Here is a 13436-nt window from a genome sequence, read left to right as displayed (position 1 = left end):
ACTTTAACCTCCTGCATCGTTTACGATGAAAGAAAAGAAGAAGGACTGATTCGACATGCCCCATCGAATTTTAATTATAGAGGATGAAGAAAATATTGCGAGAGTGCTACAGCTTGAGCTTCAATTTGAAGGCTATGAGGCAGAGATGGCCCATACAGGGACAGAGGGCTTGCTACTATACCGTGAGCAGCAGTGGGATCTAATTTTACTGGATATTATGCTACCTGAGATGAGTGGTATTGATGTGCTAAAACGTATCCGTGCAACAGAATCACAGACACCTGTTATTATGCTAACGGCTAAAAGTGAAGTGGAGGATAAGGTAAAAGGGTTGGATCTAGGAGCAAATGATTATGTAACGAAACCTTTTGAAATTGAGGAATTACTGGCACGTATTCGTAACGCTTTACGGTTTTCACAAAAGGCTAGCCCAAAGCAAATAGCTCTTACATTTGGACATTTATCTATAAATGAACAAACAAGAGAAGTTGTATATTTTGATAAGGAAATTCAACTGACACCACGAGAGTATGATTTGTTGCGCTATTTGCTAAAGCATCCAAAGCAGGTACTAACAAGAGAACAACTACTAGAGGCTGTTTGGGGCTATGACTATTATGGGGATACGAATGTGGTGGATGTTTATATTCGTTATGTTCGGCAAAAGCTTGAAGCTGCTAATGCAACGCCTCTTATTCAAACAGTGCGTGGTGTCGGATATGTGCTGAAGGAACAGAGCTATGAGACTTAAGACAAAAATTCATCTGCTAACAACCTTGTTAATGCTCGTTATTTTAATAACAACCAATAGTGGCATTTATTTTTTGTATGAGAAATTTGCCTACAACACAGAGCATAATCAGCTTCAGACACGTGCAAATGAATTAAGCACCACATTAAGTCAATTAAATGCTCAAACCGATCTGCAACAAGTATTAAGAGCCTATATGCCAACAGATGGTGCTGTTTATATTTATGAAGGAGAGCATTTAAAAACAAAGGTTCAGGCTACCCTCGAAATGCCAGATGGTCCCTCTATCAGCTATACAATGCCAGCAATATGGGTTGATGGTACGGTTGTAGCTATAACATTGCAACAATCTATGGAAGCAGTAGCAAGTACATTGGAGCTATTAAAGGTGATATTAGTCGTTGTATCTGTGATGGCAACAATTCCGATTTTTTTAGCAAGCCTAATGCTTGGGCGTCTGATTTTATTACCATTAGAGCGTTTAAATAACACGATGCGTAAAAGTGCGCTGACAGGGAAATATGAAAAAATAGACATTCCAAGTAAAGGCGGGGATGAGTTAGCCAATATTAACCGTACTTTCAATATGATGATGGAGAAGCTTGAACAGCATTATCAAAAGCAACAAGAATTTGTGTCAAATGCCTCCCATGAATTAAAAACACCTATAACAGTTATTGAAAGCTATGCAAAATTACTGTTAAGAAGGGGCTTTGAAAATAGGGAAGTAGCGCAGGAATCGCTACAAGCTATTGTCAATGAATCATCTCGTATGCATGAAATGGTGCTACAATTGCTAGAGCTAGCCAAAAATAACGAGCATCTGGACATCCACTTTGAACAGCTTAATCTTGCGCCATTTTTAGATAAAGTTGCTATGCAAATGCAACAGGCTTATCAACGAGCATTTATAGTCGATGTATCACTGTCAATCTATATTGCCAGTGATGAAAAAATCTTAAAGCAGCTGTTGTTTATTTTACTGGATAATGCACGAAAATATAGTGAGGGTGAAGTCCATATTTCTGCTAAGGAAACGACCAATTGTGTAAGAGTTACGATTCGAGATTTTGGCATCGGTATTCCAGCAGAGCATATTCCTCATTTATTTGAGCGCTTTTACCGTGTAACAGAGGATCGTAATCGAAAAACAGGTGGCTCAGGATTAGGGCTTGCCATTGCTTATGAGCTTGCTAAACAATTGGGCATTACGATAGATGTGGAAAGTACACTTGGGGAAGGCTCGAGCTTTACCTTATGTATACCAAAGGAGGGACAGCGATGAAAAAATGGATGGTGATAATTGCTGTTACTCTCCTTCTTTGTAGTGGGATAATTTGGTTTATTCAATATCGTTATTTTCATGCTGAGCCACTTAGTGAGGCAGAGGCTGTACAGCATATTGAAACAATCTACCAGGCACATGTGACACAGGTGAGGAAACAAGGAAATAGTTATGAAATGCTTTTTACGAGAGATAAAGTAACGTATACAGCTATGTTTGATGCGATAACACAGCAAGTAGCAGAGTTAAAGGTCAAAGAAGTACACAATCAATTATTGCTAACAGAAAACGAAATAAGACAGTTAGTTAAAAAAGAATATAGTGAGATAGAGAGCGTTAGATTAGCAGATAATGTATATACAATGCGTGTTGAAAAAGAGAACAAGCAAAAAGAGTTAACAGTAGATGCCTTTTCAGGTGAAATTATAGCTGAAAGGGATATCGAACCGTCTAAGCAGCCTATAGAGGGACAGATCCTTTCGGCACAACACGCTATTCATATAGCACAGCAGCAATTAGAGGGGGAAGTAGACTCAGTGGATTTTGAAGAAACAGCAGAGGGTGGTTACTATTTAGTCGAAATTGAAACAAAGGACGATGAAGCTACTTTTCAAATTCATGCTGTCTCAGGAAAAGTCATGTCTGTTATATGGGATGACGATCACTAATCCATTCTCATGAAATTCTAATGTTCTCCTTATAGTCCTATCATCTTTCCTTGGTAAGCTAATAATAGATAAAGCAAAGGAGAGATGGACATGAGAAAAATAATGATAATTCCAGCATTAGTGGTTACCCTTGGAGTTGGCGCTGCTATTGGTTCTACAACATTATTATCAGGAAATGCCCAAGAAAAAAAGGTATTAACTATGCAGGAAATAGAGAAGAAGGCTTTAGCGGTTGTGGATGGAACAGTAGTAGACATTGAGCTTGGCCGTTCTATTTATGAAGTAGAGGTGCATACGGATACGGAAGAGTACGACTTAAAATTTGATGCCTATAGTGGGAAGCTATTAAAGCAGAGAAAAGAATATCGAGATAATGATGATTGGGATGACTATAATGTTCCAGCCACTACTACGAAAATGATTACGAAGGAGCAGGCTATTGAAGCAGCTCTAAAAAAAGTACAAGGGACAGTGACAAAAATTAAGCTGGATGGCGGCTTTTATGAAATTGAAATTAGAGATGGCCAATATGAATATGAGGTAGATGTTAATGCAATCTCAGGGGAAATTGTAACGTTTGAACAAGATATTGAAGACTGATATAGAAGCTGGGCTGTTGGGAAGGATTTTATCTTTCCTAACAGCTCTTAGTTTTGTTAGGATAGGATGTTGCTATTTCACAAAAATGTCGTCATTATGAATATACCTTTTTTATTTATCAAAATAATACTAGCAAGCTAGAAAAGAGTCTGCTATAATCAGTACGTTGATTGAAAACACGAACATTTACAAATAAAAAACTATAGAATGCCATTAAATTCCGAAAAATCAAACTTTTTTTGAAGAAGTTACAAGCTTATTCCGAATAAAGTGATAAATTGGGTATTCTGATGGTTTTATACAATTCCACTCATATAATAGCGAGAATAGGGCTCGCGAGTTTCTACCGATTTACCGTAAATAAATCGACTATGGGTAGCAATGCTTTTAGAGAACTTCAATTATTAGGATGTTTTCTATTCGTTTCGACGTTTTTACGCTGAATGCTTTGCTCCACTCGTAGCTGAATGGAATCAAGGTATTCAGCGTTTTTTTATTAATTTTAGGAAAGAAGGATATGACAGCCATGAAGTTATTACACGATAAAATTATGCAAGAGGGTAAAGTATTATCTTCATCCGTATTAAAGGTAGATTCATTTTTAAACCATCAAATTGACCCAATGTTAATGAAGGAAATCGGTCATGAGTTTGCAAATCGCTTTTCTGACCAAGTGATTACAAAAGTTTTAACAATTGAATCTTCAGGAATTGCGCCATCTGTTATGCTAGGCTTAGAAATTGGGGCACCTGTTGTATTTGCACGTAAACGTAAATCATTAACATTATCAGATAATCTTTTTTCATCAAAGGTGCATTCATTCACAAAAAATGAAACAAATGATATTTCAGTGTCACGTAGTTTCTTAAATGAAGACGACAATGTCTTAATTATTGATGACTTTTTAGCAAATGGAGAAGCGGTAAAAGGCTTATTGGATATTGCTGCACAAGCCGGTGCTCATGTTGTAGGTGTTGGTATTGTGATTGAAAAGGGTTTTCAAAATGGCGGTAAGTTATTACGTGAGCAAGGCGTACGTGTAGAATCATTGGCAATTGTAGATTCTCTCGAAGATGGCAAAGTAACATTTGCTCCGGAGGCCGACGCATAATGAATACCTTTAAATCCACAACGCTAGCGATTCAACATTTGCTTGCAATGTATGCAGGAGCTATTTTAGTCCCATTAATTATTGGTGGCGCAATTGGCTTTGATTCAGCACAGATGACCTATTTAGTGGCGATTGATATTATGATGTGTGGTGTCGCTACACTATTACAAGTTTATTCGGGGAAATTTATCGGTATTGGTTTGCCCGTAGTTCTAGGCTGTACATTTACTGCAGTGAGTCCCATTATTGCGATTGGTACAAACCCCGAACAAGGTATTACAGATATTTATGGTTCAATAATTGCTTCAGGGGTAATTGTTATGATTATTGCAGGCTTCTTTGGAAAGCTTGTGAAATTCTTCCCACCAGTCGTAACAGGCTCAGTTGTTTCGATTATCGGTATTTCCTTATTACCAGTAGCATTAAACAATATGGCGGGTGGACAAGGTGCAGAAGATTTTGCATCAGGCTCTAATATTGCGTTAGCATTTATTACATTAGCGATTATTTTAGTTGTTTACCGTTTTTCTACTGGATTTGTCCGTGCTGTTTCGATTCTTATCGGCTTAGTGGCTGGTACAATTTTAGGCGCAGTGATGGGCAAAGTTGATTTTAACCCAGTGACAGAGGCAGATGTCTTCCATATGGTACAACCTTTCTACTTTGGAATGCCAACATTTGATGTAACGGCAATTATTACCATGACACTTGTGGCAATGGTATCTTTAGTAGAATCATCTGGTGTCTATTTTGCACTAAGTGATATTTGTAATAAAAAATTAGATTCAAAGGATTTGGCTCGTGGCTACCGTTCAGAGGGTCTAGCTTCAGTAATCGGTGGTATTTTCAATGCCTTCCCATACACAACATTTTCACAAAACGTGGGACTAACGCGTATGTCAGGCGTTAAGGACCGCAAAGTCATTTACATCACAGGTGGTTTACTTGTAGCACTTGGCTTCCTACCAAAAATCGCAGCATTAACAACGATTATACCAACGTCTGTACTAGGTGCGGCGATGCTTGCAATGTTCGGGATGGTGATTACACAAGGTATGGGTATGCTTGTACCTGTTATGAATGAATCAGCTGAGAATGCGATGATTGCTGCGATTGCAGTAAGCTTAGGTGTCGGTGTATCAGTGGTTCCTGGCATTTTTGATGCACTACCAGAAAAAATTTCAATTCTTACATCTAACGGTATCGTTTGTGGTTCTGTCACAGCGATTATCCTTAATATTTTATTCAACATGATTGGGCCAAAGCATAAGAAAGACCCAATGCATGGGGAAGCTTAAAAAAATATGTCATCCTCTTATAGATAAGGGGATGACACTTTTCTATATGGAAGATTTAATAGCATAACAATAACTAAAAGTAAAATGGACTATTTGGAAATTTCCTCAGGTGTAGCTGTTATTTTTAGTCTCTCCAATTCAATCTTTTCAGATTCTACCTCTAATTCTTTCTGCTTCACTAAATATTCTTTTTTAATTTGATACATCTTTACAGCTCCCAGAACTGCAATAATAAAAGCAAATACAAGCATTAAAATTTGAATATTTGAGAAATACAAATAAAACACCTCGCTTTCAACTTTATCTCGAATTATTTACCGACATTCAAACTGATTCATAAATGTTGCTATAAGATTCCTCTTTTTATAAGAGATCCCTATCAAAATCAAATTTAACAACTTTTTAGGAGATTTTAAAGGATTTGGTAAATAATCTATATTTATTTGGTATTTATGTATAATAAAACGAAATACTTATTATACTTATATGATTTATATTGGGTGAAACAGTAAAGATGAAGCTCTAACAGAACTAATATCGTATAATTTTAACATAAAAAATTAGAGTTTAATGATGAAAATGCCTAATAAAAGTATAATTTTACAAATAGGGAAATAAATTCATACCTATATTTAGAAACATTAACTTCTGAAGAGGTTAATACTAAATTTTTAGAATTAGGAATAGATATGAAAAATTATGATGATGATGTAAACTACAAAGAAGATGAAGAAGGGGAACCTTCAACATATGGTGTAGTCGCATGGCTTGCAGGAATTGGCCTTGGTTCTATTGTTGGATATTTTTTCTGGGAACGATATCTTACACATAAAGAAAAAATGAATTGTATGAATAAATGTTTTGCTCAGAGGGGTAACCCAGAAATTGATTCGAGAGATAATGCTGGTTTAGATGGAACAACTGATGCAATGGCAGCTCAAAAAATTGGTGGATATAGCTTTGCGTGTAAAATACCATAAAGCGATTAAGAATGAAAAGTTCTAAATAAGCAGATACGATTTTAATTATGTTAATATAATAAAAGGGTTTTAGTAACTATGTGAGACGCTGAAAGAGATTGCTTGAGCTAAGGCCTTCAAACATGGTGTAGCATAAGGGAAGGCTGTGGAGCTAAAACTATCAAAGTAAGTCTTAAAGTGAAAGCTCGTTTATTTTAGTAGAACGGAAATAACCATGTTACTATTCGTTCACTATACTTTTAAACATGGAGTTGCTGAGGCTTCTAAATAAAAAGACCCGATATATGGGGAAGTTGAAAGAAAAAATTATACCATCTCCTAATAACTAAGGTGGTGGTATTTTTACGTAGAAAATTCTAAATATAATGCTGTGAAACTAACTAAAAATAAAGGTATTGTCTCAGTGTATATAGAAATATATGCGATAAGAAAGATAAGGGGGAGGATGTTAAATAAATAGAGACACTAAAATTGTACTATTGATAGAGGAAATAAGGATTTAGTGTTTTAATGCTCAGTAACAAGGGGATAGAATAAAATCATTGAAGCAAATATACACTGAAACGATTATTACTTTTAGAAAGGTCTTATGCCAATGCAAAGTATAATTTTAATTTTAATTCTTCAGCTAGTTTATGTACCCTTTTTAACACTACGCACAATATTTTTGGTAAAGAATATTACCTTCCTTGCTGCTATATTTGGTATGGTGGAGATGTTGGTGTATGTATTTGGCCTTTCACTTGTCTTTAGTGGAAAACAAAGTATATTTGCCATGGTTGTCTATGCATTTGGCTTTGGCTTAGGTATATTTTTAGGGGCTAAAATTGAGCGTAAGCTAGCAATCGGCTATGTTTATGCAACCATTAATACGCAAAGTAAAAATGAAGAGCTTGTAAAATTTTTACGTAATGAAGGATTTGCTGTAACCATCTATGTTGGTGAGGGAAGAGATAGTAATCGCTATAAATATGAAATCCTCACTAAAAGAAATCGTGAGGCTGAGCTCTTTCAAATCGTAGAGCAATTTGAGCCTACTGCTTTTATTATCTCCTATGAGCCTAAATCATTTAAAGGTGGTTTTTTAGTCGCTCGCATGAAGGCAAGACAAAAGTAAAAAATTCTATATTAGAAAAGCGCAAAATTTCAACTATTGAAAATTGATTTTTTGCGCTTTTTAACTTTTTGATTAGCTAGGTGGGGTCATTCTCTCTTCAACCCAGTTTTTAAATAATTCAAAGTCTGTATAGACGGTGTTTTTGTAGTGCATCGCTTGTAATATAATATGCTCTATAAAAAGATAATGATTTTTGCCAATAGCTTTTAAGATTTCATCCTCACTATGATAGTCAAACACATGTGAGTAGTCGATATCAGCTCTTGCATGAATTTTTGCGGCAATTTGTCCCATAATTGCAGTTGTTGTATAGTAATCCTCTAAGCTTTTATAGTTTTTTGGCTTCACCTTTTTCTTAAATGGTGAACGCTCACGAATATAAAATTCTTGCCCATCTACTGTTACATAGGCGAGGTGTGGGTCCTCTAAATGGTGCATGGCCTTTTGTGTGCCCACCACGCGTGCGCCCTGATGATTATAGGCATTCCAAAATTCCTCTCGATAGGGGAGGAAGTAGGCTGGAATAGCTGTACGAACCTCCTTCATTTCTAGGACAATATCACCCTCTACTAAAATATAATAGCGTTTTAAACCTATAGAAGCTGTGCCAGAGCCGTATTTAATGGCGATATCCTTAATGGTATAGTTGGTTAAGACATTTGAAATCGCTTGATATTCCTCTGGTGAAACAGGCTGTATTTCCTCATCCCATCGAAAAACATGCTTGCCATCCTCATTCATCTGTGTAATGTCTTGAACGAATTGAGTACCTTGCCGTTTTTCCAGCTTTTTTAACATCTTTTTAATAGGCCCCTTGGTAGTATCCTTTGTAAATAGCATTGTCAATGGATCATCCTGTTTACGCTGAAAACGTTTGAGCTGCTGAAGATAGCTACTCAGAAAATGCTGGATAGCCGTTTCTTGGGCTGTATTATGTAAACCTTGTTCCTCTAAATAAAGTGCAATGCTAACACTCATACGTGTAAGATCGTATAAATAGGAGCCGACATAGCCCTCATCAAAATCATTTACATCAAAAACGATATTGCCTGTCTCATTTTGAAAAGCACCAAAATTGTCCATATGCATATCACCCTGAATCCAAGTTGGTTTTAGATCAGGTGTGTGGAAAAGGGACGAAATTTTTGTCACATCAAAATAAAATAGATACGCACTGCCACGGAAAAAACGAAATGGACTTTCCAGCATTTTTCGATACTTTTCTAAGCGTTGAGCCTTTGTTAATCCCATACGTTGACCATCAAATTCTTCAAAAATCGTTGCTAACAGTTCTTCCCTTAAATGTACTCTTGTTTGTTTAACCTGTTCTAATAAAGCATGTCCCATTGAATCATCTCCCTTTGTTTTTATGTATATACGAAGGATACGTCAATAAGTTTCGAAATCATCATAAAAATGTCTATGTATCTTATGCTATTTTATAACATGTTCAATAATCTGATTTCATACTATAAGACAGGCTTAGTTGTAGAGGGGGGCTATATGTATTTTTTGACCAAAAGTCTTGTCATTATAATAGGAAGTATTTCTTTATCATTAGGTATTCACTTGTTTTTAACACCCTATGAAATTTTAGATGGAGGAGTTGTTGGGCTAGCACTGATTTTACATTATTTGTATAATCTTAAAATTGGCTTAATGATTATTATCATTAGTATGCCAATTTTTATTATAGCTTGGTTTAAATATAGAACCTATTTTTATAATAGCGTGCATGGCCTAATTACTTCATCCTTTATTATTGATTTCCTAAAGCCAGTAAGGAATATTGTACAAATAGATGCTCTTTATAGTGCTATATTTGGAGGAATTCTTGTAGGCTTTGGCATTGGCTTGATGCTTCGATTTCAGACAAGCACTGGTGGAACAGATTTAATTGCTCAATTTATATGTGATAAAACAGGTATGAATGTGGGGCTACTGATTTTTTGTATGGATGCTATTATTATTTTGGTAGGTGGTATCGTATTGTCTTCACATACACTGCTCCTATCTATTGTTACGGTGCTTGTTGGAGGACTTATTATTAGTGTTATGACAGTGACGGAATAAAGGCTACTATTCAGAGAGCACCCCCTCTGAATAGTAGCCTTTATTTTATAAGCTTTGGTGGATCATCATGGATCCTATTGTTTATGAGAAATAGTATTCAAATAATTATTGAATCTTTCTTGCTTAGCTATATATAAATAAATTTTAATAGCAATGGAAAACTGCTTATAATGTTCAACATTGTGATGAAGATCTAAGCTAGCCCTATTGTGGATGATTATGTTCTATGTGATGAAATATAGATGAGCAATAGATGCCATCTATTAAAGGAGTTGCTACGTGCAGTACATCTAAAGTTTTCTAAGTAGCTAGAACGATTGTAACAAAGGATAAAGAAACATATGATTGATTGGAAAATAGAAGATCTTATGACACAATCTGTGATGGTGTATTTGATGAGTTCATTACAGCAATTGCCTTTGAGCATTCTGAAAAGATTTTAGAAAGAGGGCGAAAAATTGTGTACGAAGAGAAGCAAGTCATTGATCAGTGGCTAGAAAGCCGGCCTCATTTATCATGTTAATATAACAGTCTGGTACTAGGGTATTGATTAAATATGATTTTGATATTTCGAGCGAGGAGCTATGTAGAAATTTGTATGAAAAAGAAGGTGTTGTCCTTTGCTACAGGGATTGATTGGAAGTACCACAATCATTCAGAATTGGCTATACGATAGGTGATTTAGAAATGCTAGAACAAGGCTTAACAGTACTAGGTAGATTATTTGAAACAACTAGAAGGGAATGAATACGAGTTTCATATAATACAATCTATTGTATTAACAGAATTTTCTAATAAACGACCTGAGCAGGGTGTAGTTGGGCATTGGAAGCGGTATAGATTTACCCACAGCCAGTTTCTGATATGTGCTATACTAGCTTTACAGACAACAACACTCATTTTTCAAAATTTAGATATAGTAAAAGGTTCGATAGTCTAATTCATACTATTGGTAAAACTATATGTGTCGTCAAGAGCCAGACGTTAAAACATATTGAAAAAAGCTGTACGCTGTGAGGGGTTTAAATGTCTGAATATTTTAGGAATTCTGTATTGACCGCATAGATTTGTTAACGAGGAGGATGTTTATGAAGAAGGTAATGCTATTATTTTTAACTACACTATTAGTGGCTGTTTTAGCTGCTTGTGGGGCAGATAAATCAGGCTCTGACAAGACAGAAGGTGGAGGTTCTGAAAAATTAGTAGTCCAGGTGGGAACTAGCCCTACTTATCCACCCTTTGAATCTGAAGAAAAAGGGGAATTAGTAGGTTTTGATATTGCCCTCATTAAAAAAATTGGTGAAGAAGAAGGTTTTGAAGTAGAGCTTTCTAGCATGCAATTTGATGGTCTTGTACCAGCTTTAAAAGCAGGTCAGTTAGACGTAGTAGTAGGTGCATTAAGTATTACAGACAAGCGACTAGAAAGCGTGAATTTTTCAAATGCCTATTATAAGTCTGGTTTATCTATTTTAACAAAGCCTGATTCAGGCATTAAAGGTTTTGACGATTTAAAAGGTAAACTGGTAGGGATTCAAAAAGGGACTTCATCCTACAACTATTTAACTCAAAATGGCATCAAAGACCAGGATATTAAGCAATATGCTGATATTAGTACAACATATAGTGCATTAGACAATGGTGGTATCGATGCGATTTTATATGACAATCCATCAAACATTAACTATATTACTACACAAGAAACAGATGCAGAAATTGTAGGGGATATTTTAGCTGGTGAATATTATGGTATCGCTATCAATAAATCAAAAACAGAGCTATTAGAAAAGATTAATGGCGGCTTAGAAAAGCTTCAAAAAAATGGGGAATACGAGAAGTTATTTGATGAGTATTTAAACGGAGAAAAGAACGGTTTCATTGAAGATGTTGTAAAGCCTGAGGAAGTAGCAGTTAAAGCTGAATAACATGATTTATCTTGATTCAGCAATATTTTTTGTGCAACCGTACAAATATTTTTGCTGAATCAAGGTAAAACCCATAGCAATGTTACTGATTTTAAATATTGCTAAAAAGGGGTATATTACGTCTCTTTTGTAATATTGATAGTGTTGAAATGGGGGAGATAGCTTGGATGTAGTATTAGAAAATATGCCAATGATTTTAGAAGGTCTTAAATATACAATTTATTATTCAATCGCTTCCATTGTATTAGCAATTATTATTGGTTTAATTGCCGCGATTATGAAATTATCACAATCTTCCTTTTTAAAAGGGATTGCATCAATTTATGTAGAAATTTTCCGTTCAACGCCATTATTAGTTCAATTATTTTTCATTGTTTTTGGTTTAGCGGGTGTTTTGCCTTTAAATGAATGGTTTGGGCAAAGGTCATATCCTATAATAGCGGCTACATTAACGTTGGCATTGCATCAAGGAGCATATATTTCTGAAATTATTCGTGCTGGGATTTTAAGTGTTAATAAAGGACAAAGAGAAGCTTCTGAAAGTATTGGGATGACGGAGTTTCAAACAATGCGTTTCATTATTTTACCTCAAGCTTTTAAACGAATGATTCCACCGTTAGTGAATCAATCAGCGCAAGCCATTAAAGATACGTCTTTATTAGCACCAATCGGTATTATTGATTTAGTTTACCGAGGGCAAATTATTATTTCCACAACATTCGAACCTTTCGCAATTTGGATAACAATAGGGATTATTTATTTTATACTTATTTTTTCTATATCCCAATTTGCTGGTTATTTAGAAAGGAAGATGCGACTTGATACACGTTGAAGATTTATATAAATCATATGGAGATATTGAAGTTTTAAAAGGCATAAACGCACATATTAAACCTCAAGAAGTGGTAGTAGTCATCGGACCTTCTGGAAGTGGAAAGAGTACTTTTTTAAGATGCCTAAATGGATTAGAAAAGGCAACAAAAGGAAAAATTGATATTGTGGGGATGGAGTTAACGAACCCAAAAACAAATATTCCACAATTAAGACAGCATGTGGGTATGTGTTTTCAGCAATTTAATTTATTTGAGCACTTAACAGTGTTAGGGAATATTACAATTGGACCTATTCAAGTGCTGAAAAAAAGTAAAGAAGAAAGTGAAAGTTTAGCGAGAGAATTATTAAAAAAAGTAGGATTACCAGATAAAGAACATGCCTACCCACATCAACTATCGGGCGGGCAGCAGCAACGTGTTGCTATTGCTAGATCTTTAGCGATGAAACCAAAAGTCATGCTATTTGATGAACCAACATCAGCATTAGATCCAGAAATGGTTGGAGAAGTCTTAAACGTAATGGGTGCTCTGGCGCATGAAGGAATGACAATGGTCATTGTTACGCATGAAATGGGCTTTGCACGTGAAGTGGGAGATCGTATTTTATTTATGGATGGTGGTTACTTGGTGGAAGAAGGTACACCAGCTGAAATATTTAATAATCCACAAGAGAAACGTACACAGGACTTTTTAGCAAAAGTGTTATAAATAGTAAAGAAAGACTAGAAATGCTATATTCTATTTCTAGTCTTTTTAGTATTGCAAAAGGTTTTCTTATCAATTTATATTCAAAAAGAG

14 protein-coding genes and 1 riboswitch are annotated in these 13436 nt (G+C 35.4%); of the genes, 12 read left to right on the top strand and 2 right to left on the bottom strand.

What is annotated here, in order from left to right; all coding sequences use genetic code 11:
* Window positions 1–55: 55 nt before the first annotated feature.
* The 6 genes from ADM90_RS01955 to ADM90_RS01930 all read left to right on the top strand — a co-directional run bounded on the left by ADM90_RS01955 (window position 56) and on the right by ADM90_RS01930 (window position 5713).
* The gene (locus ADM90_RS01955; protein ID WP_053993388.1) at window positions 56–751 is read left to right on the top strand and encodes a response regulator transcription factor; all 696 of its coding nucleotides are present in this window, start codon (window positions 56–58) and stop codon (window positions 749–751) included.
* Window positions 741–2036 (top strand): sensor histidine kinase, encoded by a 1296-nt coding sequence (locus ADM90_RS01950; RefSeq protein ID WP_053993387.1) that lies wholly within the window; start codon window positions 741–743, stop codon window positions 2034–2036. Before ADM90_RS01955 ends, ADM90_RS01950 begins: the two co-directional genes overlap by 11 nt.
* Window positions 2033–2704, top strand: coding sequence for a PepSY domain-containing protein (locus tag ADM90_RS01945; protein ID WP_053993386.1), 672 nt, complete (start codon window positions 2033–2035; stop codon window positions 2702–2704). Before ADM90_RS01950 ends, ADM90_RS01945 begins: the two co-directional genes overlap by 4 nt.
* A 90-nt stretch (window positions 2705–2794) precedes the next feature.
* Window positions 2795–3304, top strand: coding sequence for a PepSY domain-containing protein (locus tag ADM90_RS01940; RefSeq protein ID WP_053993385.1), 510 nt, complete (start codon window positions 2795–2797; stop codon window positions 3302–3304).
* A gap of 290 nt (window positions 3305–3594) precedes the next feature.
* Window positions 3595–3696: riboswitch (purine riboswitch) on the top strand.
* Between the two features lie 134 nt (window positions 3697–3830).
* Window positions 3831–4415, top strand: a complete 585-nt coding sequence (locus tag ADM90_RS01935) for a xanthine phosphoribosyltransferase (protein WP_053993424.1) — start codon at window positions 3831–3833, stop codon at window positions 4413–4415.
* Complete coding sequence (locus ADM90_RS01930; RefSeq protein WP_053993384.1) at window positions 4415–5713, top strand: nucleobase:cation symporter-2 family protein; 1299 nt, start codon at window positions 4415–4417, stop codon at window positions 5711–5713. Before ADM90_RS01935 ends, ADM90_RS01930 begins: the two co-directional genes overlap by 1 nt.
* Window positions 5714–5802: 89 nt before the next feature.
* On the opposite strand, the gene ADM90_RS01925 is transcribed toward ADM90_RS01930, so the two are convergent.
* Window positions 5803–5991, bottom strand: a complete 189-nt coding sequence (locus ADM90_RS01925) for a hypothetical protein (protein WP_053993383.1) — start codon at window positions 5989–5991, stop codon at window positions 5803–5805.
* A 411-nt stretch (window positions 5992–6402) separates the two neighbouring features.
* On the opposite strand from ADM90_RS01925, the gene ADM90_RS01920 reads away from it, so the two are divergent.
* Window positions 6403–6693: a hypothetical protein gene (locus ADM90_RS01920; protein ID WP_053993382.1), complete on the top strand. Its 291-nt coding sequence runs from the start codon at window positions 6403–6405 to the stop codon at window positions 6691–6693.
* Between the two features lie 595 nt (window positions 6694–7288).
* Window positions 7289–7810, top strand: coding sequence for a DUF2179 domain-containing protein (locus ADM90_RS01915; RefSeq protein ID WP_053993423.1), 522 nt, complete (start codon window positions 7289–7291; stop codon window positions 7808–7810).
* A gap of 72 nt (window positions 7811–7882) precedes the next feature.
* On the opposite strand, the gene ADM90_RS01910 is transcribed toward ADM90_RS01915, so the two are convergent.
* Window positions 7883–9157: a DUF2252 domain-containing protein gene (locus ADM90_RS01910; RefSeq protein ID WP_053993381.1), complete on the bottom strand. Its 1275-nt coding sequence runs from the start codon at window positions 9155–9157 to the stop codon at window positions 7883–7885.
* Between the two features lie 156 nt (window positions 9158–9313).
* Between ADM90_RS01910 and ADM90_RS01905 the strand changes: the two genes are divergently transcribed.
* The 4 genes from ADM90_RS01905 (at window position 9314) to ADM90_RS01890 (ending at window position 13346) form a co-directional block, all read left to right on the top strand.
* Entirely contained in the window at window positions 9314–9883 is a 570-nt protein-coding gene (locus ADM90_RS01905) for a YitT family protein (protein ID WP_053993380.1), read from the top strand.
* 1088 nt (window positions 9884–10971) lie between these two features.
* Entirely contained in the window at window positions 10972–11805 is an 834-nt protein-coding gene (locus ADM90_RS01900; protein ID WP_053993379.1) for a basic amino acid ABC transporter substrate-binding protein, read from the top strand.
* 163 nt (window positions 11806–11968) lie between these two features.
* On the top strand, window positions 11969–12637 hold the full coding sequence (locus tag ADM90_RS01895; RefSeq protein WP_235473254.1) for an amino acid ABC transporter permease: 669 nt from the start codon (window positions 11969–11971) through the stop codon (window positions 12635–12637).
* Window positions 12624–13346 carry an amino acid ABC transporter ATP-binding protein gene (locus ADM90_RS01890; protein WP_053993378.1) on the top strand — a complete coding sequence of 241 codons (723 nt, stop codon included), beginning with the start codon at window positions 12624–12626 and terminating at the stop codon, window positions 13344–13346. Before ADM90_RS01895 ends, ADM90_RS01890 begins: the two co-directional genes overlap by 14 nt.
* Window positions 13347–13436: the final 90 nt, after the last annotated feature.

It is taken from the genome of Lysinibacillus macroides, assembly GCF_001281525.1.
Lineage (GTDB): Bacteria > Bacillota > Bacilli > Bacillales_A > Planococcaceae > Lysinibacillus > Lysinibacillus macroides.
Note: the sequence above shows the minus strand (reverse complement) of the source record. Positions and strands in the feature narration are given on the sequence as shown.